The sequence below is a fragment of the Aeromonas sp. 30P genome, from assembly GCF_051919805.1.
Classification (GTDB): Bacteria; Pseudomonadota; Gammaproteobacteria; order Enterobacterales; family Aeromonadaceae; genus Aeromonas; species Aeromonas veronii.
Genome location: NZ_JBQBEA010000001.1, coordinates 2,165,919 through 2,185,185, shown reverse-complemented (window position 1 = coordinate 2,185,185; position 19,267 = coordinate 2,165,919). Strand labels below are relative to the sequence as shown.

Sequence of the window (19,267 nt, the reverse complement as noted above, 5' to 3'; positions counted from 1 at the left end):
CTCCTGTTTTCTCCATACAGACATTCTGGTAACCATGGCCTATTCAACTTTCTGCCAAACCCAAAACGACCAGCTCAAAGAGCCGATGTTTTTTGGCCAATCGGTCAACGTAGCCCGTTATGACCAGCAAAAGCACGAAGTGTTCGAGCGGCTGATCGAAAAGCAACTCTCCTTCTTCTGGCGCCCGGAAGAGGTGGATGTCTCCCGTGATCGCATCGACTATCAGGCCCTGCCGCCCCATGAGCAGCACATCTTCATCTCCAACCTGAAGTACCAGACCCTGCTGGACTCCATTCAGGGTCGCAGCCCCAACGTGGCGCTGCTGCCGCTGGTCTCCATTCCGGAGCTGGAAACCTGGATCGAGACCTGGGCATTCTCCGAGACCATCCACTCTCGCTCCTACACCCATATCATCCGCAACATCGTCAACACTCCCGCCCAGGTGTTCGACGACATCGTGACCAACGAGCAGATCCTCAAACGCGCTGGCTCCATCAGCCACTTCTACGACGACCTGATCGAAGCGACCGCCCTCTACAACCTGCACGGTGAAGGAACCCACACCGTTGCTGGCCGCGAGGTGACCATCACCTTGCGCGAGCTCAAGAAGAAGCTCTATCTGTGCCTGATGAGCGTCAACGCGCTGGAGGCAATTCGCTTCTACGTCAGCTTCGCCTGCTCCTTTGCCTTCGCCGAGCGTGAACTGATGGAAGGCAACGCCAAGATCATCAAGATGATCGCCCGCGACGAAGCGCTGCACCTCACCGGCACCCAGCACATGCTGAACCTGATGCGTACCGGCCAGGATGACCCGGAGATGGCCGAGATCGCCGCCGAGTGCGAACAGGCCTGCTTCGAGATCTTCAAGGAGGCGGCCATTCAGGAGAAAGAGTGGGCCGAGTACCTGTTCCAGGACGGCTCCATGATCGGCCTGAACAAGGACATCCTCTGCCAGTACGTGGAATACATCACCAACCTGCGCATGACTGCGGTCGGCCTGCAGCCAGCCTTTGCCGGCACCAAGCAGAACCCGATCCCCTGGATCAACACCTGGCTGTCATCCGACAACGTACAGGTCGCCCCGCAAGAGGTAGAGGTCAGCTCCTATCTGGTCGGTCAGATCGACAGCGAAGTCAATGCCGATGACCTGGGTGATTTCGAGCTGTGAGTGATGCCACCAACACGCTGACCCCTGCCCCGCACGCAGCTGCTGAACAGCAGGCGGTCGTGGCACCACGGGTACATACCCGGGATGGTGCCGTGCTGCACGCCCATCCCGGCGAAAGCGTGTTGGAGACCCTGGAGCGCCATGGTCATCATGTGGAATTTCAGTGTCGCAGCGGCTATTGCGGCGCCTGCCGCACTCCGCTGATGGCTGGCAAGGTGCACTATCCTGCGGTGCCCTTGGCATTCGTCGCCCAGGGGGAGTGCCTCCCCTGCTGCTGCAAACCGGTCGGCGCCATCCGGCTGGATATCCAGAAGAGCTGACGCAGCCACAGACTGGCAACTCGCACAAAATAGAAAGCCGCCGGAGCAATCCGGCGGCTTTTTTTGTCTCTTCACATTGCTCGGGCGCCCGATGACAGACGCCCAACCCATCAGAGGATTACAACCAGGGGGCAGCGGTCGGCCCGTGGTGCAGGCCCAGCTTCCAGACCCGGCCAAAGTGCTTGTAGTGACCGGCTGCGACGCCAGCCTTCTCACCCATACCGTGGTAGAGATCGAGGTGCCCCTTCTTCACTGCCCCGCCCACATCCAGCGCAATCAACAAGCGCAGCTGGTGCTTGCCGGTCCAGTTGCCCTCTTTGTCGAGCAAGGGAACTTCAGCGAGGATCGGGGTCCCCATCGGCAGCAGGGTCTTGTCGGCGGCGACAGCCGCCAGCGGCAGCAGCGGGATACCGGCCGCACCGATCACATCATTGGTGGGTCGACGCTCGAAGAAGACATAGGAGGGGTTCTGCTCCACCAGCTCCTTGACGCTCTCCTCCGGTTGACGGTTGGCCCACTCCTTGATGGCCTTCATCGACATCTGCTCTTTGGGCACTTCACCGCGGTCGATCAGTACCCGACCAATACTCACGTAACCGTGGCCGTTCTTGCCGCTGTAGCCCAGATATTGCAGCCGATCGTCATCCCCGTAGTGGACAAAGCCGGAGCCCTGCACATCCATCAGGAAGTTGTCGATAAGGGATTTGCTGTAACCCAGCTCCAGCCCGCGGTTGGCCAGGGCCCCCTGATGGATCTCGGCCCGGGTCGGACAGCGACCGCCACATTTGGGCATGGCATAGATGGGATATTTGTACTTGGCATCCGGGCGGTGGCGCACCTCCAGCACCGGCGAGTAGTAACCGGTAAACAGCACGTTACCCATGCGATCTGCGCCGCCCAGCTGAGCCAGGCTGATACCGTAACGGGTGATGTCGGCAGGATTGCCGCCGCCCGCCACCCAGCGGGAGAGCTGGTGATAGAGCTCGCCATAACGGCGGGTCATCTTGCCGGAGCGCTCCAATACCAGTCTGCTTTGCGGGCCAAACTTGCTGTAGTCGGCACGCGCACGGCTATTGACCCGCTCCACCCTCACCAGATCCTCTGGCAAGGTCCCGTCCAGATACTGCTTGCCCAGATTTTCCGGCACCTCGCAGTTAAGAAAGCATCTGTTGTCGGTCTGTTTTTTGGGCACTTCTGCTTTGTCAGAGTTGCCCGCACAACCGGCCAGTCCCAGCACTGCGGCGGTCAGCCAGTACGCGTGTTTGTTCATATGTCCTCATATAACGCCAAGAGCCATGCTCGGCGGGGAAGATGCCAAATTTGCAGGGGGAAAGCAAACGACATCAATCACTTGAAGCAGGATTTCTCCAAAGGGGAGCCGCTGGGTTATAACAAGGTGACAGGATGTGCGAGGTGATGAATGGAACAGCTCGAAATATTCCCGCTGCAGAGCCCCTGCATCGGGGTCTGCGAAGTGAACAACAAAGGCTACTGCAAGGGGTGCCTGCGCAATCGCGAAGAGCGTTTCAACTGGCTCACCATGACCCCTGCCCAGCAACAAGAGGTGATGCGCCTGTGCCGGGATCGCAAACGCCGGGTCGAGGCTGCGCGGCGCAAGGCTCGCGAAGGCGATCAACCTGAACCGATGCCGCAATCTGGCTGGGATTTCTGACCCGCTCCTAACATCCCTGCAAACCATATTCCTGCGCTCACGAGACACGACCTATCCAGCATATAAAAAATGCCGCCCGATCTTTCGACCGGGCGGCATTGTCATTGTGATGCGCGTTATGAACGCGGCAGATCAACCAAACAGATGGTGGCTGACGATGAACAGGCCGCCGGAGAGCAACATGGTCAGCGGCAGGGTCAGCACCCAAGCCATCAGGATAGTCTTGATGGTCTGGCTCTGCAGGCCGGATTTGTTGGCTACCATGGTCCCCGCCACCGCAGAAGAGAGGATGTGGGTGGTGGACACCGGCATACCGGTCAGACTGGCGACCCCGATGGAGGTTGCAGCAGTGATCTGGGCCGCAATGCCCTGGCTGTAGGTCATGCCGGTAGTGCCGATCTTCTCGCCCACGGTATGAACGATACGACGCCAGCCCACCATGGTGCCGCAACCCAGCGCCAGCGCGATGGAGACGATCACCCAGGTCGGTGCGTATTCAGCGGTCGCGGTCAGATCCTTGCGCCATTTGGCCAGGTCGGTCAGCTCCTTGGCGGGCAGCGGCAGCTTAGCCGCTTTGCGGGCGGTGTCATCGATACAGAGCAGCAGACGACGCACTTCGCGGCGGTCGGTCAGGCTCATCTGATCATAAGTACGCACGGCCCCCAGACGGGCATCCAGAGTGGCCATCGCCTGCAGCACGCCATCGGCGGAGCAGTGAGTCATCAGCTCTTCCTGAGCCGTTGCCGGTGCAGAGAAGTTGATGACGCCAGAGAGGGCGGACTGGTTGCGCTGGTAGATCTCCATGATGCGCTGGTTGGCATCCTGGGTCCGATCCAGGTCATAAGCGCGGCTGTTCATGTCCAGCGCGAAATAGGCGGGCGCCATACAGATCAGCACCAGCATCACCAGACCGATGCCCTTCTGGCCATCGTTGGAGCCGTGTACGAAGCTGACGCCCATGGCCGAGGCCACCAGGGTCAAACGTGCCCAGAATGGCGGGTGCTTCTTGCCATCCACCAGCTGACGCTCTTCCGGTGTTTTGTGGATCTTGTTGCTGGTCCAGATGCGTTTCATTGCCAGCAGCAGCAGCGCAGCGATGATGAAGCCGATGGTGGGAGAGATGATGAGGGAAAGCATGATGTCGATCGCTTTGCCCACGTTGATCCCTTCTGTCACCGGTTTATGGGTGATCCAGGCATAGGCGCCGCCTACCCCCAGAATGGAACCGATCAAGGTATGTGAACTGGAGGCCGGGATCCCGAAGAACCAGGTGCCCAGGTTCCACACGATGGCGGAAAACAGCAAGGAGAAGACCATGATCAACCCTTGGGTGGAGTCCATCCCAAGCAGCAGGTCGATAGGCAGCAGATGGACAATGGCATAGGCCACACCCAGACCGCCGAACATGACGCCAAAAAAGTTGAAGATCCCCGATGCAACGACCGCCAGGTGAGCTGGCATCGCCTTGGTATAGATAACCGTTGCTACCGCGTTGGCGGTATCGTGAAAGCCGTTGATAAATTCATAGGCAAGCACAAAAAAAACGGCCAATACCAAACCGATTGACCACCACAAACCCAAACCACTAAACATTTCAAACATAAAAAAAAGCCTGTTTATGAGTTGCGGCGGATTATGCCAGATGGCGGCCAACACCATAGCCACCATTGAAATATTTCAGCCATAAAAAAAAAGAGCTTTTTGGAAAAAAATATCCTAGAGCCAGTCTTCATGCGGCTTGCCATCGATTAATTAAAGCCATCAATGATTGCGGGAAAGGGCAAAAATAGCTGACAATTAAGCCAATAATTTCATTTTCATGACGTTTTTATGACAAAAAACGGGCGAAAGTGGTGATAAAACGTCCCTGTCCCGCCAATCTCATCCGACCAGCACCATCAACCCCATATCCGTTTGATTCCAGATGCAAAAAGGGAGCACCTTGTGCTCCCTTGAATCGTTGCCGTGTTGTCAGTTATCAGTCCTGATTGATGCGACTGGCAACGGCGCCCTGCTGGCTCTTGTACTTGGCATTTTCCCGCTTGTTGTAGGGACGGGCTGCGACGCCGGAGAGCATCTCGAAGTTCAAGGCGCCAATTTTCATCTTCGGGCGCAGTGCCAGCGGCAGTTTGCCGCCGTTGTAGAACTCCAGCACGATACGACCGGACCAACCCGGATCGATCCGGTGCGCCGTCACGTGCACCATCAAACCCAGGCGCGCCAGTGAAGAGCGGCCATCCAGCCAGCCGACAATATCGGCAGGCAGGGTGACGGATTCGTAGGTCACCGCCAGCGCCAGCTGACCCGGGTGCAGGTAGAAGGCTTCGCCATCGGGGATGTGGATCTCGTCACTCATCACCCGATCGATGGCATCGGCCATCTCGCTGCTCGGGCCGCTCAGGTCGATATAGGGTGCGGTATGATCGCGAAACACCCGAAACTCGTTACCCAGCAGCACATCGACACTGACACCACTGATCCGCTCTACCCCGGGCCGTGGCTCAATGACGATCTTGCCTTCATCCAGATGGCGTTCAATATCGGTATCACACAGACGCATTGGGCGACTCTCCTGACAAATTGTGCTTTTAAAAAAGCCGGGCATCACCCGGCTTGTTTCATCTTAACCAATCAACATGTGGCGAATACGCGCCTTGAGCATGTCGATGGCGATGCGGTTCTTGCCACCACGGGGCACGATCACATCGGCATACTGTTTGGACGGCTCGATAAACTGCAGGAACATCGGACGCACCGTCTTCTGGTACTGCTTGAGCACGGAGTCCATGGTACGGCCACGCTCCTGCACATCACGCACCAGACGGCGCAACAGGCAGATGTCGAGCGGGGTATCCATAAAGATGGAGGCATCCATCAGATCCCGCAGACGGCTGTCGGTCAGCAGCAGGATCCCTTCCAGAATGATCACCCGGCGCGGGGCAAACGGGGTCACTTCGTTCATCCGGGTGTGTTCGGTGTAGGAGTACTGGGGAATGGCAACCGCGTCACCTTTGACCAGCTGGCTCAGGTGCTGTACCAGCAAGTCGTGATCGAGCGCGTTGGGGTGGTCATAGTTGGTCTTGACCCGCTCTTCCATGGTCAGGTGGGTCTGATCACGGTAGTAGCAATCTTCGGTGATCACACCAATCTGACCTGCGCCCAGTTCGGCCACCAGCTCTTCATAAATGGTCTGGGCTATAAGACTTTTGCCAGACGCAGATGCGCCCGCAATACCGATGATCACACACGAATGTTGAGTATCAGACATGACAAATACCTAAAAGAGAAGAGCAGTGGGGATGGTTTAAACCGATCCATTATATAAAAAAGGGTGGGTCATGCCCACCCTCAATTCCCTGTCAAGTGACCGACCGCCGATTATTCATCCAGCGCCATGGCATAGAGGGGGGTCGCAATCGGTTTTGCGCTGAAAAAGAGTTCAGCCCCTACCCTGCGCGCCAGCTTCAAATAGGCCTGAGCCAGGCTTCCTTCCGGTGCGCCGAACACCGTCGGACAGCCATCATCCATGTGTTGGCGGATATCGATGTGCAGCGGCAACTGGCCAAGCAGCGCCACTTGATACTGCTCTGCCATCTTCTGGCCGCCACCGGTACCAAACAGCGGCTCATGATGACCACAGGCGCTGCAAACGTGATAACTCATGTTCTCGATGATGCCTAGCACCGGCACATTGACCTTGTTGAACATGGCGATCCCCTTGCGGGCATCGGCCAGCGCCACATCCTGCGGGGTGGTGACGATCACCGCCGCCGAAGTCGGCACCTGCTGAGCCATGGTGAGCTGGATATCGCCAGTGCCCGGCGGCATGTCTACCACCAGATAATCTACCTCACCCCAGCGGGTCTCATGGAGGATCTGCGCCAGCGCCTTGCTCGCCATCGGGCCACGCCAGATGGTGGCATCCTGCTCGGAGACCAGATAGCCGATGCTGTTGCTCTTGAGGCCGCAGGCCATCACCGGCTCCATCAGCTTGCCGTCATGGCTGACCGGGCGCTCCTTGAGGGTGCCCATCATGGTAGGAATGGAAGGGCCATAGATATCGGCATCGAGAATAGCGACCCGCGCCCCCTCTTTTTGCAGGGCCAGCGCCAGATTGACCGCGGTGGTGGACTTGCCAACCCCCCCCTTGCCGGAAGCAACCACGATGATGTTGCGAATGCCCTGCACGGCATTGAGGCCCTGCGCCCTCGGCATGCTGGCCACATCGATCTCCAATGCCCAGTCGATACGGGCAGCGCCGGTGGCACTACGCAGCCTGGCATCGTAGTTCTCTTTGAGCTGATCGAGCAGCGAGAGACCGGCAAACGGCAATACCAGCCGGATAGTAAGCCCCTGACCCTGATTGATGATCTCGCGAACGAATCCGGCATCCACCAGATCCATGTGCCAGCCTGCTGGCTTAAATTCGGCGAGGATCTGTTTTACTGAATCAATCACCATTAACTCCTCATTATCTTGTCATTATCTTGAGGTGAACGGTTACCGCACACAAATCAGTGGCTTGCCTGCCATCGTAACAGCAGGTGCTGCCAAGGTTGGCATAGCCACAACCCTAGGCAGGCTACCCCCAATTCGGGTAACATGCACGGCACTCTATCATCCCAACAAGCACATCAAGAACGTAATATGGCAACTGATCCTCGTAAAATGCTGGTAACCTGCGCCCTCCCCTATGCCAATGGCTCCATCCATCTTGGCCACATGCTGGAACATATCCAGGCCGATATCTGGGTTCGTTATCAGCGAATGCGCGGTCATCAGGTGCACTTTATCTGTGCCGATGATGCCCACGGCACCCCGATCATGCTCAAGGCACAGCAGATGGGGATCACCCCGGAAGAGATGATTGCGGCGGTCTCCAAAGAGCACCAGGCCGATTTCGCCGGGTTCAACATCAGCTTTGACAACTATCACTCCACCCACAGCGATGAAAACCGCGAGCTGGCGGAGTTGATCTACGGCCGCCTGAAAAATGGTGGTTTTATCAAGAGCCGCACCATCTCCCAGCTGTTCGATCCGGAAAAATCCATGTTCCTGCCGGACCGTTTCGTCAAGGGAACCTGCCCCAAGTGCAAATCTCCGGAGCAGTATGGCGACAACTGCGACAGCTGCGGCGCCACCTACAGCCCGACGGAGCTGATCGATCCGAAATCTGCCGTCTCCGGTGCGACTCCGGTAATGAAGGACTCCGAGCACTTCTTCTTCGACCTGCCGCAGTTTGAAAAATGGCTCTCTGAGTGGGTGCGCGGCTCCGGCGCCATTCAGGAAGAGATGGCTAACAAGATGCAGGAGTGGTTCGAAAGCGGCCTGCAGCAGTGGGACATCACCCGTGACGCCCCCTACTTCGGTTTTGAAATCCCCGGCGCCCCGGGCAAGTACTTCTACGTCTGGCTGGATGCCCCCATCGGCTACATGGCTTCTTTCAAGAACCTGTGCAACAAGCGTGGCGACATCGACTTTGACAGCTACTGGAAAGCGGACTCCGACGCCGAGCTCTACCACTTCATCGGCAAGGACATCGCCTACTTCCACTGCCTGTTCTGGCCGTCCATGCTGGAAGGTGCCAACTTCCGCAAGCCGACCAAGGTCAACGTACACGGCTATGTGACCGTCAACGGCGCCAAGATGTCCAAGTCCAAGGGCACCTTTATCAAGGCATCCACCTACCTGAACCACCTGGATCCGGAGTGCCTGCGTTACTACTACGCCGCCAAGCTCAACAGCCGCATCGACGATCTGGACCTGAACCTCGAAGATTTCGTGCAGCGCGTCAACGCCGACGTGGTCAACAAGCTGGTCAACCTCGCCTCCCGCAACGCCGGCTTTATTGCCAAGCGCTTTGGCGGCAAGCTGGCAGCAACCTGCGCCGAGCCCGAGCTCTACGCCGAATTCGCCAATGCCCGTACCGCCATCGCCGAAGCGTATGAGAGCCGCGAGTTCAGCCGCGCCATCCGCGAAATCATGGCGCTGGCCGACAAGGCCAACCGCTACGTGGACGACAAGGCGCCCTGGGTTATCGCCAAGCAGGAATGGGCTGACGCCGAGCTGCAGGCGGTCTGCTCTGTTGGCATCAACCTGTTCCGCGTGCTAATGGCCTACCTCAAGCCCGTCATGCCGCTCCTGGCCGAACGTGCCGAAGCCTTCCTGGCCGAAACCCTCAGCTGGGATGGCATCGAGATGCCGCTGGTCGACCATACCGTTGCACCGTTCAAGGCCCTCTTCTCCCGCATCGAGCCGGCGAAGATTGAAGCCATGATCGAGGCATCCAAGGAAGACCTGGCCAAAGAGCAGGCACCGAAAGTGACCGGCCCGCTGGCTGATGACCCCATCAGCGAAACCATCACCTATGACGACTTTGCCAAGATTGACCTGCGCGTCGCGCTGATCAAGAAGGCCGAAGCGGTACCGGAAGCCGAGAAGCTGCTCAAGCTGCAACTGGATATCGGCGGCGAAACCCGTCAGGTGTTTGCCGGTATCAAGTCCGCCTACAACCCGGAAGATCTGGAAGGCAAGCTGACCGTGATGGTGGCCAACCTGGCGCCGCGCAAGATGCGTTTCGGCATGTCCGAAGGCATGGTGCTGGCCGCAGGCCCGGGCGGCAAGGATCTCTGGATCCTGGAGCCGCAGGAAGGCGCCCAGCCGGGCATGCGCGTCAAGTAAGCGTATCGCTGACTGCGACCACAGCGAGATAGAAGAAGAGAGGCCAAACGGCCTCTCTTTTTTGTCTCACCTGTTTGGCCTGGATAGTTTTTGTAGATGCTGGTCGCGGATGACTTCCGCAGATTGCGGCCTCGGGGCTATCCACCGCTTGACTTGGCGGGCGATACATTTTGTTCTGAATACCTGATCACCCGACTTGGCATGTCATTCATGTTGTGGCCTGCCAGCATCGCCAGTTTGAGCGCCACCAGCTCCGCCTGCTGGCAGTCCAGTTGACGCAAACGGGTGGTGATCTTCCCCTTCAACTGCTGCCGCAGTTTCGCCTGCTTGTGGCTGTTCCCCTGCTCTGCTCGCAACCTCCGCCGCCATTGACGCCAATCCTGCAACTGGCCGAGTCGCTCCTGCCAGTGAGTCAGGGTGCTCAACCAGCCGGGATCCCCACTCCCCAGATCCAGCAACAATTCCACGCCATAACGGGCCTGCTTGATCTCGAGGCGCAGCCGATGCCAGCGGTGCAACTGTTGCTGACGGGAGCTGGCAGATTTCCCAACGCAGGGAATAGGTTCATCGAGAGCGCTCTGTGCCTCATCAAGGCGCAGGGCCAGATGCTGCTGATAGAGCGATGCCAATGCCCGCGCATCCGGCACCTGCGCCACCGCCGCGAGCCAGCGGGCCAGTCGCCGTGACAACAGGGGTACGCGACAGGCAGATTTGTGAGTATTGCCCGTGCTGGCAGGCGGCTTGCCAAAACGCTCGGCGTAGACCTGAGCATCCCGCAGCGCCGAGAGCCGCCCGACCGAGCGCAGCAGACGCCGCTCCAGCTCGGGATGATAGGTGAGTGGCCGCCACAGGGCGAGCAGCGCCAGCAAGCGGCGCGCTGCGATACGGTAGCCATGCACGGCCGGTTCGCTGGCCTCTTCGCGCACCGCCCGCGCCGCCTCCTGATAACGGGCGACCCAGCTTGTTGCCTGAGTCAGCAACAGACCTTCCTTGTCAGCGTCCATCTCATCCCCGCCCCTTCAGTTGGTGTGAAAGCCCTGACCGGTGGGCGGCAGCGCCTCCTCATACTCCATCTTGGTCACTCTGGCGGTGCGCGGGCCATGTTCCAGCCACCCCAGCATCATCTGCACCCCCTGCGCGGGGCCGCTGATGAGGATCTCCACCGAGCCATCCTCCAGGTTGTAGGCATGGCCCCGCAAACCCAGTTGCAGCGCCCGCTCGCGGGTGAAATAGCGAAATCCCACCCCCTGCACCTGCCCCCACACCCGAATGACAAACGATTGCTCTCCCATTTCTCACACCTTCCGCTTAAGAAAAAAATTCCCGAGACGATAATGTGCCCGACACTCTATCTCTGCAGGATGCAGCTCCATTATGAAAGAAGTTAAATTCCGGTGGGTTGACCGCTATCTCATTCACCTCACCATCAGTGAAAAATTCCATATCGCGTTCTGGTTACCTCTCTTCATCATCGCCTTCCTCAGCTGGTACATGCTGGCAGCCAGCCATCAGCAGGAGATCTCCCTGCGGGTAGCGCAGTTGCAGCAACGGGTCGAGACCACGGCGCAGCTGGTCAGCCAGCAGCCCACTCTGGTATTGCCTGCTGATCTGCGTCTGACCCGGCAAGGCAGCAGCGGGTTGCAGCAGCAAGGAGATCACTACCTCTTTAGCGCGCCAGCGGGTCAGGCAGGCTACGTCACCGGTGATCTCGATACCGGCAACCTCTCCATGTGGGAGGGTCAGGGCTCGACCCTGCTCCTGATCGGCGCGCTGGCCGCCCTGATGGCGCTGGTGATCCACTACATGATGACCTTTGTCTCCGGAGCGCTTTACTCCACCAACAAGGCGTTGCAAACCGTGGCGGACGGCGATCTCACCTTCCGACTCAACTTCTTCCCGGTGCGGGATGAGTTCTCCACCCTGGCGGGCAGCATCGACCGATTTACCGACCGCCAGCACCAGATCGTCAAACTGGTGGAGGAGTCTGCCGAAGCGCTGACCATGGCCGCCGACGAGTTTCGTGACCATGCACGCGAAGGCGAGACCATGGCGCGTTCCCAGCGCCAGCACATGGATTCACTGGCCACTGCCATGGAGCAGATGTCGGCGGCGATCCGCGAAGTGGCGCGCAATGCCAACGACACCCTGCAACAAACCCGCCAGTCGAGCGAAGAGGCGGCCAATGGCGCCAACCGGGTAGCCCGCACCATAGAGGCGATCCGCACCCTGGCCGACGAGATTGGCAACGCCTCCGGCGCGGTCGAGCGGCTAACCCACAACGCCAACCGGATCAACGAGGTGGTCAACGTCATCAACGCCATCTCCCAGCAGACCAACTTGTTGGCCCTCAACGCCGCCATTGAAGCGGCCCGTGCCGGTGAGCAAGGTCGCGGCTTTGCGGTGGTAGCTGATGAGGTGCGTACCCTCGCCAGCCGTACCCAGCATGCGACGGTGGAGATCCAGCAGATGATCGAAGAGCTGCAGACCGGTACCGGGGCGCTAAACGAGATCATGGAGAAAACCGTGGGGCGTGCCGCCAGCAGCCAGCAGCTCATCAGCGAGGTGGGGCTCGATATCGAGAAGCTGAGCAACCACAGCGATGCGGTGCTGGAGATGAGCACCCAGATCGCTACCTCGAGCGAAGAGCAGAGCTCGGTCGCCGCCGAGATCACCCACAATCTGGATCAGGTGCGCCATGAAGCGGCGCAGGTGGAAGAATCTGCCAGTGCCTCGGTAGCCGGTACGCAGGGGCTGAAAGCCACCGCCAGCGAGCTGACCCAGGCACTCAAGGGGATTAAGCTCTGACCATATGAGGTGTCAGATCAGGGCAACCCCATCCATTACACAGGGTTGTTTGAGTTTTACCTGCGGGCCACATAGAATGTGGCCCCTTTTCTTTCTACCATCGGCAAACATCCATGAGCGCTTCCATCTATCTCGTCAAAGGCCGCGAAAAATCCCTGCTACGTCGCCACCCCTGGATCTTCTCCAAGGGGATTGAGCGGGTTCAGGGCAACCCCATTGACGGCGATACCGTCGAGATCTATGCCAACGATGGCAAGTGGCTCGCCCGTGGCGCCTGGTCAGGCAGCTCCCAGATCCGTGCCCGGGTCTGGACCTTCGACAAGGATGAGACCGTCGATCTCGACTTCTTTATCCGTCGCCTCAAATATGCTCAAGAGTCTCGCGATCCGCTGATCAAGCGTCAGGGTCTCACCGGCTATCGCCTCTGCGCCGCCGAATCCGATGGCCTGCCGGGTCTGACCATCGACCGTTATGCCGATTTTCTGGTGTGCCAGATCCTCTCTGCCGGTGCCGAGTTCCAGCGTGAGCTGATCACCCAAGCACTGCGTACACTCTACCCCGAGTGCAGCATCTATGAGCGCTCCGACGTGGCGGTACGCAAGAAGGAAGGGCTGAAAGAGCGCACCGGCGTCATTTATGGCGAGACCCCGAACGAACCGGTGGTCATCGAAGAGAATGGTGGCGTCAAGATCCTGGTAGACATTCGTAACGGCCATAAAACCGGCTTCTATCTGGATCAGCGGGATAACCGTCAGGCTGCTGCCAAGTACACCGAAGGCAAGCGTGTGCTCAACTGCTTCTGCTACACCGGCGGTTTTGGCGTTTATGCTCTCAAGGGCGGCGCCAAGGAAGTGGTCAACGTCGATCTCTCCCAGAATGCGCTGGATATCGCCCGCCAGAACGCCGAGCTGAACGGGCTGGATACCAGCAATACCCAGTTTGTCCGTCACGACGTGTTCAAGCTGCTGCGGGAATATCGTGAGAAGGGCGAGAAGTTCGACGTCATCGTGCTGGATCCGCCCAAGTTCGCCGAGAGCAAGGCCCAGCTGCTTGGCGCCTGCCGTGGCTACAAGGACATCAATATGCTGGCGTTCCAGCTGCTGGCGCCGGGTGGCGTGCTGCTGACCTACTCCTGCTCCGGCCTGATGGAGCAGAGCCTGTTCCAGAAGATCGTTGCCGATGCGGCGCTAGATGCCGGCCGCGATGCCCAGATCCTGGAGCTGCTCTCCCAGGCCTCCGATCACCCCATCGGTACCGCCTATCCGGAAGGCTTCTACCTCAAGGGACTGGTGGTACGCGCCCGCTGATCGGTCGTCATCTTCCCTTGTGATCAATCAGGCCCCTTGCGGGCCTGATTGTTTTGCATCGCGCCGTATAAACCTGAGCCTGACGCTCGCCCCGTTGACCACCCTCTCTGCTTTATTCGCGTTCCTTCTCCTCCTCTTTTGCTGCCAGCGCCCCACTTCTTTTCTGTTTAAATTACTTTGCACAATAACTGCACATTTATGATTTAAATCACATCCGTATGACTCTCTTTTCCGTAGTGTGATCCCGCCTGCGGCAGCCGAGCCGGGGCAACCGTCCCGTCAGGATTGATGGGCGGTACAACAACAAAATAGATGTCAGGCCAAGCTGAACATCACAAGGGATCCCGATATGAATCAATCATTGCCGCTGTTAACGCCGCTGCGGGGCATCGCTGCCCTGATGGTGGTGCTGTTCCATGCCCGATTATTGCTCTTTCCCCAGTGGATGGAGCCGATCGCAGGCCACACCCAACTCATCGAGAACGGCTACCTCTGGGTCGATCTGTTCTTTATTTTGAGCGGCGTGGTGCTGGCACATGTCTATGGGGAGGCCTTCACCCGCACGCCCCGCACCGTGAGCTATGGCCGCTTTCTCTGGCTACGGCTGACCCGCGTCTACCCCCTCTACCTGGTAACCCTGCTGTTGCTGGTCGGCTGGGAACTTTACAAGGCGCAGTACGGAGTAGGCTTCTATGCCGGCCCCTTGTTCAAGATGTGGGAGTGGGAAGGGATGCCGCCTTTCGGTTCGCCCTTCACGCCAGCCGAAGCGCTGCCCAGCGCCTTACTGCTGCTGCAGGTGGTAACCGATCACGGGTTGACCTGGAACTTCGCCGCCTGGTCGCTGAGCGTAGAGTGGATCAGCTACCTGCTGTTCCCGCTGCTGATCCCGCTGGCGGTAACCCGCAGTCGCTGGAGCCATCTCGCCCCCCTGCTGGCGCTGACGGTGCTGGCCTTTATCGTGCACAGTCGCGGCACCCTGGATGTCACCAGCGGCGCGCTTGCAGTGGGACGCGGGGTGAGTGAGTTTGTGCTCGGTCTCTGGCTGCTGCCAAGGGTCAAGGCCGCAAAAGACTTGCCCATGATGCAGCAGGATCTGCCGCTGCTGGCCGCCTTTGTGCTGCCCTTCGCGCTGATGCAGTTCGCCATGACGCCGCAACTGACCCTGCTGCTGATCAGCTCCTACGTGATGTTGATCTGGATTGCCGCTGCCCAGGGGGAGCGCCGGAGTCCGCTGCTGCGCCTTTTGGATAGCCGCTTCACCAACTGGCTGGGGGATCTCTCCTACTCCATCTACCTGCTCCATGCGCTGGTACTGCTCACCGGCTGCGAGCTCATCCACTATCTGGCGCCGGGGCTCACCGCGTGGTGGTATGCCCAAACCAATCCGCTATTGGGGGTAGTGGCAACCTTGCTGATGCTGGCAGTGCTGATCAGCCTCTCTGCCTTGAGCTACAACCTGCTGGAGCGGCCATTGCAGCGGCGCCTGCGCCGCTGGGGCAAGTCACGGCAACCGGCGCTGGAGCAAGCCGGATAAGCTAATCTTGCCCTGTTTGGATGAGTTGACGGTTTTATGCCAGCTCATCCAGTACCAGTTCATCCAGACTGCTCATCACCCAGGCACTCGGGTGCTGGCTAAATCCGAGCTTGGGGTAGTACGCCACCGCCTGCGGCGCGGCCAGCAGGATCAGCTTGCAGCCGGGCTGCAATTGCAAAAACGTCTCGCGAATAAGAGCTTTGCCAATCCCCTGACCCTGCACCGACTCGGCCACCGCCAGATCCGAGAGGTAGCAACAAAAATGAAAATCGGTCACCGAGCGGGCCACCCCGACCAGGGTCTCGCCCTGCCAGGCGGTGATCAGCAAATTGGCGTTATCCAGCATGCCCTGCAGGGTGGCGGGACGGTCCAGCGGCCGTCTCGCTCCCAGCGAGGTCTGCGCCAACAACGCCGCAAACTGCGCCGTGGTGATGGGGTGGTTAACCAAAAATGTGGTGGTCACTAAGCTCTCCTCCTGATGACGCAGTGGTTGCGTGCGCTATTGCTCTCAATTGACGTTCTCTTGGCTGCATCTGTACTGCAATCAAGCAGTGCGCGGCGGTTCCAGCCCGATGACAGGCAAGTGCGGGCAATTCCCTGCTGTTTATGTGAATTCCTGTTCGAACCCCAAGGGGCAAATGTGGCATAATGCCCCGTCCTGTGGCCCTTGGCGGGGCTGCGCTGGCGCACCTTGTCGCCCTTTTCTTCCCCGTCCGGCCTGGCGGTCCTTCATAACTGCCAGTCATCGCTGCCCCTGTTGGCACCGAGGCCACCCATATTTGCGGCTTCTTGTCATTCTCTCTACAAGACCGCCCATTGACCAAGACGGCTCCACAGAGCCTCTGCTCTGTTTGCAAATAAAAGGGGTAAGTATGTCTTCCATTCGTCTGACCCAATACAGCCACGGCGCTGGCTGCGGCTGCAAAATCTCTCCCAAGGTACTCGACACCATCCTCAAGAGCCAGATCCCGGGCTTCAACGACCCGACTCTGATCGTTGGCAACAGCAGCAAGGATGACGCGGCCGTGGTCGATATCGGCAACGGTCAGGGCATTGTCTCCACCACCGATTTCTTCATGCCCATCGTCGATGACCCCTTCACCTTTGGCCGCATTGCCGCCACCAACGCCATCAGCGACATCTACGCCATGGGCGGCAAGCCTATCGTTGCCATCGCCATCCTCGGCTGGCCCATCAATACCCTGGCGCCGGAAGTGGCCCAGCAGGTAATCGACGGCGGCCGTCAGGTGTGCCACGAAGCGGGTATTTCACTGGCCGGTGGTCACAGTATCGATGCCCCCGAGCCCATCTTCGGCCTCGCGGTCACCGGTATCGTGCCGCTGGATGCCATTAAGCAGAACGACACCGCCAAGGTGGGTGACACCCTCTATCTGACCAAGCCCCTTGGTATCGGTATCCTCACCACCGCCCAGAAGAAGGGCAAGCTCAAGCCCGAACACGAGCAACTAGCCCCCAACGCCATGTGCACCCTCAACAAGATCGGTCAACGATTTGCCGAGCTGCCGGGTGTGCACGCCATGACCGACGTCACCGGTTTTGGTCTGGCCGGTCACCTGCTGGAGATGTGCGAAGGCTCCAATGTCAGCGCCCGTCTCGACTTCAAGGCGCTGCCGCTGCTGGATGAGCTGGATTACTACCTCGCCGAGGGCTGCGTACCGGGCGGTACCCTGCGCAACCACGACTCCTACGGCCACAAGCTGGATGCCATGGACGATCGCACCCGCAACATCATGTGCGACCCGCAAACCAGCGGCGGCCTGCTGGTCGCCGTGGGTAAAGAGAGCGAAGCCGAGCTGCTCGCCATCGCGCAAGAAGCTGGCCTTGCGCTCTCGCCCATCGGCCAGATCAAGCCCCTTGAGGGCACCCGCTTTATCGAGATTGTCCAATGAGTGAATTGCCACTGGCCACGGACTACGCCCAACTCTTTTTGGACGATGTGCCGTTAATTGATGTGCGCGCCCCCATCGAGTTCAAGGAGGGGGCCTTCCCCTGCTCGACCAGCCTGCCCTTAATGACAGATGATGAGCGCGCCCAGGTGGGGACCTGCTTCAAGAAGCAGGGTCAGGCCGCCGCAATTGAGCTTGGACACAAGCTGGTGGGGGGAGCAGTACGGGCCGAGCGACTCGAAGGCTGGCTGGCGCAGTTGCGCAAGCAGCCCGATGCCCTGCTCTACTGCTTTCGCGGCGGCCTGCGCTCGCAAACCGTACAACAGTGGCTGGCTGATGCCGGGGTGACTCGCCCCCGCGTCGCCGGTGGCTACAAGGAGCTGCGCCGCTTCCTGATCGACACCCAGGACAAAGCCTCTGCCGAGTGCCGCTGGACTGTGCTGACCGGCATGACCGGCTCCGGCAAGACCCATATGCTGGACCACGTGGCCCAAGCGCTCGATCTGGAAGGACACGCCCATCACAGGGGCTCGTCGTTTGGTCAACTGCCCGGCGGCCAGCCCAGCAACATCAATTTTGAAAACAACATGGCCATCGAGCTGCTCAAGCGCCGCCATCAGGGCGAGCATGCCTTCGTGGTCGAGGACGAGAGTCGCCTGATCGGCCGCTGCTGCCTACCCCTCTCCCTCCATGAGGCCATGAGTCAGGCACCGCTGGTGGTGGTAGATGTACCGCAGATCGATCGCGCCGAGCAGATCCGTGAAGATTACGTGCACGATCTCTGGCTGCGCTATCAAGCCATGTATGGCCAGGAAGCCGGTTGGCCGCTGTTTGCTGCCTACCTCACCGATGCGCTGGCCCGTCTCAAGCGCCGCCTCGGCGATCAGGCCCACCGCGAGCTGGATGCCCTGATGCAGACCGCCCTCACCGAGCAGGAAAAAAGCGGCGATACCGCGCTGCATCTGGCCTGGATCACTTTGCTGCTGACCCGCTACTACGACCCCATGTATCTCTATCAGCTTGGCAACAAGCAGGAGCGCATCGTATTCCGCGGTGACAAACAGGCCTGTCTCGACTATTTCGCCGAGCAGCATGCCAACGCGCTGCGCGGCTGATCCATCCCAAGAGAGGAACTCTATGTTGAAATTCGAGGTGATCCCGGTCACCCAGTTCGCCCAGAACTGCTCCCTCATCTGGTGTGACGAGACCCATCAGGCCGCCCTGATCGATCCGGGCGGCGAAGCGGACAAACTGCTGGCGGCCATCGCCAAGCGCGGCCTGACCCTGACCCACATCCTGCTGACCCACGGTCATCTGGATCATGTGGGTGCCGCCGCCAAGCTGCGGGAAAAAACCGGCGTCGCCATTACCGGCCCCCACAAGGAGGACGCCTTCTGGCTCGACATGCTGCCCCAGCAGAGCCAGATGTTCGGCTTCGCCCATACCCCCGCCTTCACGCCGGATCGCTGGCTTGAGCAGGGTGACAGGGTGCAAGTTGGCCTGTGCGAGCTGGATGTCTATTTCTGCCCCGGCCACACCCCGGGTCATATCGTGCTGCTCTCCCAGGCCGAAAAACTCGCCTGGGTTGGTGATGTGCTGTTTGCCGGCAGCATCGGCCGCACCGACTTCCCCCGTGGCGATCACGGCACGCTTATCAAGTCGATCACCGAGACCCTGCTGCCGCTGGGTGACGAAATCGTCTTTATCCCGGGCCACGGCCCCAGCTCTACCTTCGGCCGCGAGAAGGCGAGTAACCCCTACCTGACCCAGCCTATCTGGTGATCAAAAAAGGCAGCGGTATTAGCCGCTGCCTTTTCTTCTCTGCTCTCTTTTTCATTCTCGACTCCTGCCATCCGGCCAGCCATGTCCCCTC

General features: G+C 59.4%; 18 protein-coding genes. 10 read left to right on the top strand and 8 right to left on the bottom strand.

The window, feature by feature from the left end:
• The first annotated feature begins 34 nt into the window (after positions 1 to 34).
• Together nrdB and yfaE are read left to right on the top strand one after the other, a co-directional pair.
• Complete coding sequence (gene nrdB / locus ACTG2B_RS10090; RefSeq protein ID WP_439995656.1) at positions 35 to 1,168, top strand: class Ia ribonucleoside-diphosphate reductase subunit beta; 1,134 nt, start codon at positions 35 to 37, stop codon at positions 1,166 to 1,168.
• On the top strand, positions 1,165 to 1,488 hold the full coding sequence (gene yfaE, locus ACTG2B_RS10085) for a class I ribonucleotide reductase maintenance protein YfaE (protein WP_019838758.1): 324 nt from the start codon (positions 1,165 to 1,167) through the stop codon (positions 1,486 to 1,488). Before nrdB ends, yfaE begins: the two co-directional genes overlap by 4 nt.
• Positions 1,489 to 1,606: 118 nt before the next feature.
• Here the strand turns inward: yfaE and mltA are convergent, their stop codons facing one another.
• A complete protein-coding gene (gene mltA, locus ACTG2B_RS10080; protein WP_019445143.1) occupies positions 1,607 to 2,758 on the bottom strand; it encodes a murein transglycosylase A in 1,152 nt (383 codons plus the stop codon).
• A 150-nt stretch (positions 2,759 to 2,908) separates the two neighbouring features.
• On the opposite strand from mltA, the gene ACTG2B_RS10075 reads away from it, so the two are divergent.
• Positions 2,909 to 3,160, top strand: a complete 252-nt coding sequence (locus tag ACTG2B_RS10075; RefSeq protein WP_005352130.1) for a DUF1289 domain-containing protein — start codon at positions 2,909 to 2,911, stop codon at positions 3,158 to 3,160.
• A gap of 132 nt (positions 3,161 to 3,292) precedes the next feature.
• On the opposite strand, the gene ACTG2B_RS10070 is transcribed toward ACTG2B_RS10075, so the two are convergent.
• The 4 genes from ACTG2B_RS10070 to apbC all read right to left on the bottom strand — a co-directional run bounded on the left by ACTG2B_RS10070 (position 3,293) and on the right by apbC (position 7,621).
• On the bottom strand, positions 3,293 to 4,762 hold the full coding sequence (locus tag ACTG2B_RS10070) for an inorganic phosphate transporter (RefSeq protein WP_005336717.1): 1,470 nt from the start codon (positions 4,760 to 4,762) through the stop codon (positions 3,293 to 3,295).
• Between the two features lie 376 nt (positions 4,763 to 5,138).
• A complete protein-coding gene (gene dcd / locus ACTG2B_RS10065; protein WP_005336719.1) occupies positions 5,139 to 5,720 on the bottom strand; it encodes a dCTP deaminase in 582 nt (193 codons plus the stop codon).
• 63 nt (positions 5,721 to 5,783) lie between these two features.
• Positions 5,784 to 6,428: a uridine kinase gene (gene udk, locus ACTG2B_RS10060; protein ID WP_005352133.1), complete on the bottom strand. Its 645-nt coding sequence runs from the start codon at positions 6,426 to 6,428 to the stop codon at positions 5,784 to 5,786.
• 110 nt (positions 6,429 to 6,538) lie between these two features.
• On the bottom strand, positions 6,539 to 7,621 hold the full coding sequence (gene apbC / locus ACTG2B_RS10055) for an iron-sulfur cluster carrier protein ApbC (RefSeq protein WP_439995655.1): 1,083 nt from the start codon (positions 7,619 to 7,621) through the stop codon (positions 6,539 to 6,541).
• 186 nt (positions 7,622 to 7,807) lie between these two features.
• On the opposite strand from apbC, the gene metG reads away from it, so the two are divergent.
• Positions 7,808 to 9,841, top strand: coding sequence for a methionine--tRNA ligase (metG, locus tag ACTG2B_RS10050; RefSeq protein ID WP_439995654.1), 2,034 nt, complete (start codon positions 7,808 to 7,810; stop codon positions 9,839 to 9,841).
• Positions 9,842 to 9,978: 137 nt separating this feature from the next.
• Here metG and ACTG2B_RS10045 read toward each other — a convergent pair whose 3' ends face one another.
• Complete coding sequence (locus tag ACTG2B_RS10045; protein ID WP_439995653.1) at positions 9,979 to 10,845, bottom strand: CHAD domain-containing protein; 867 nt, start codon at positions 10,843 to 10,845, stop codon at positions 9,979 to 9,981.
• Positions 10,846 to 10,860: 15 nt separating this feature from the next.
• Positions 10,861 to 11,133 (bottom strand): acylphosphatase, encoded by a 273-nt coding sequence (locus tag ACTG2B_RS10040; RefSeq protein ID WP_129504015.1) that lies wholly within the window; start codon positions 11,131 to 11,133, stop codon positions 10,861 to 10,863.
• An 82-nt stretch (positions 11,134 to 11,215) separates the two neighbouring features.
• Here ACTG2B_RS10040 and ACTG2B_RS10035 point away from each other — a divergent pair, with 82 nt between their 5' ends.
• The 3 genes from ACTG2B_RS10035 to ACTG2B_RS10025 all read left to right on the top strand — a co-directional run bounded on the left by ACTG2B_RS10035 (position 11,216) and on the right by ACTG2B_RS10025 (position 15,487).
• On the top strand, positions 11,216 to 12,646 hold the full coding sequence (locus tag ACTG2B_RS10035) for a methyl-accepting chemotaxis protein (RefSeq protein ID WP_139747268.1): 1,431 nt from the start codon (positions 11,216 to 11,218) through the stop codon (positions 12,644 to 12,646).
• A 113-nt stretch (positions 12,647 to 12,759) separates the two neighbouring features.
• Positions 12,760 to 13,953, top strand: coding sequence for a class I SAM-dependent methyltransferase (locus tag ACTG2B_RS10030; RefSeq protein ID WP_005336736.1), 1,194 nt, complete (start codon positions 12,760 to 12,762; stop codon positions 13,951 to 13,953).
• Positions 13,954 to 14,302: 349 nt separating this feature from the next.
• Entirely contained in the window at positions 14,303 to 15,487 is a 1,185-nt protein-coding gene (locus ACTG2B_RS10025) for an acyltransferase family protein (protein WP_439995652.1), read from the top strand.
• A 34-nt stretch (positions 15,488 to 15,521) separates the two neighbouring features.
• Here ACTG2B_RS10025 and ACTG2B_RS10020 read toward each other — a convergent pair whose 3' ends face one another.
• Positions 15,522 to 15,950, bottom strand: coding sequence for a GNAT family N-acetyltransferase (locus ACTG2B_RS10020; RefSeq protein WP_160881641.1), 429 nt, complete (start codon positions 15,948 to 15,950; stop codon positions 15,522 to 15,524).
• Between the two features lie 409 nt (positions 15,951 to 16,359).
• On the opposite strand from ACTG2B_RS10020, the gene selD reads away from it, so the two are divergent.
• From selD to ACTG2B_RS10005, 3 genes are read left to right on the top strand one after another with little or no spacing between them, the layout of a single operon-like run.
• Positions 16,360 to 17,397, top strand: coding sequence for a selenide, water dikinase SelD (gene selD / locus ACTG2B_RS10015; protein ID WP_439995650.1), 1,038 nt, complete (start codon positions 16,360 to 16,362; stop codon positions 17,395 to 17,397).
• Complete coding sequence (gene mnmH, locus ACTG2B_RS10010; RefSeq protein ID WP_439995649.1) at positions 17,394 to 18,509, top strand: tRNA 2-selenouridine(34) synthase MnmH; 1,116 nt, start codon at positions 17,394 to 17,396, stop codon at positions 18,507 to 18,509. The genes selD and mnmH overlap by 4 nt, the downstream gene beginning before the upstream one ends.
• Positions 18,510 to 18,531: 22 nt before the next feature.
• Positions 18,532 to 19,176, top strand: coding sequence for an MBL fold metallo-hydrolase (locus ACTG2B_RS10005; RefSeq protein ID WP_439995647.1), 645 nt, complete (start codon positions 18,532 to 18,534; stop codon positions 19,174 to 19,176).
• The last annotated feature ends 91 nt before the right edge of the window (positions 19,177 to 19,267 follow it).

Coding starts and splice junctions, on each gene's coding strand:
- metG (WP_439995654.1), top strand. CDS start 7,808: ATGGCAACTGATCCTCGTAAAATGCTGGTAACCTGCGCCCTCCCCTAT.
- udk (WP_005352133.1), bottom strand. CDS start 6,428: ATGTCTGATACTCAACATTCGTGTGTGATCATCGGTATTGCGGGCGCA.
- mltA (WP_019445143.1), bottom strand. CDS start 2,758: ATGAACAAACACGCGTACTGGCTGACCGCCGCAGTGCTGGGACTGGCC.
- ACTG2B_RS10025 (WP_439995652.1), top strand. CDS start 14,303: ATGAATCAATCATTGCCGCTGTTAACGCCGCTGCGGGGCATCGCTGCC.
- ACTG2B_RS10040 (WP_129504015.1), bottom strand. CDS start 11,133: ATGGGAGAGCAATCGTTTGTCATTCGGGTGTGGGGGCAGGTGCAGGGG.
- dcd (WP_005336719.1), bottom strand. CDS start 5,720: ATGCGTCTGTGTGATACCGATATTGAACGCCATCTGGATGAAGGCAAG.
- ACTG2B_RS10075 (WP_005352130.1), top strand. CDS start 2,909: ATGGAACAGCTCGAAATATTCCCGCTGCAGAGCCCCTGCATCGGGGTC.
- ACTG2B_RS10035 (WP_139747268.1), top strand. CDS start 11,216: ATGAAAGAAGTTAAATTCCGGTGGGTTGACCGCTATCTCATTCACCTC.
- nrdB (WP_439995656.1), top strand. CDS start 35: ATGGCCTATTCAACTTTCTGCCAAACCCAAAACGACCAGCTCAAAGAG.
- ACTG2B_RS10070 (WP_005336717.1), bottom strand. CDS start 4,762: ATGTTTGAAATGTTTAGTGGTTTGGGTTTGTGGTGGTCAATCGGTTTG.
- ACTG2B_RS10045 (WP_439995653.1), bottom strand. CDS start 10,845: ATGGACGCTGACAAGGAAGGTCTGTTGCTGACTCAGGCAACAAGCTGG.
- ACTG2B_RS10030 (WP_005336736.1), top strand. CDS start 12,760: ATGAGCGCTTCCATCTATCTCGTCAAAGGCCGCGAAAAATCCCTGCTA.
- apbC (WP_439995655.1), bottom strand. CDS start 7,621: ATGGTGATTGATTCAGTAAAACAGATCCTCGCCGAATTTAAGCCAGCA.
- selD (WP_439995650.1), top strand. CDS start 16,360: ATGTCTTCCATTCGTCTGACCCAATACAGCCACGGCGCTGGCTGCGGC.
- mnmH (WP_439995649.1), top strand. CDS start 17,394: ATGAGTGAATTGCCACTGGCCACGGACTACGCCCAACTCTTTTTGGAC.
- ACTG2B_RS10005 (WP_439995647.1), top strand. CDS start 18,532: ATGTTGAAATTCGAGGTGATCCCGGTCACCCAGTTCGCCCAGAACTGC.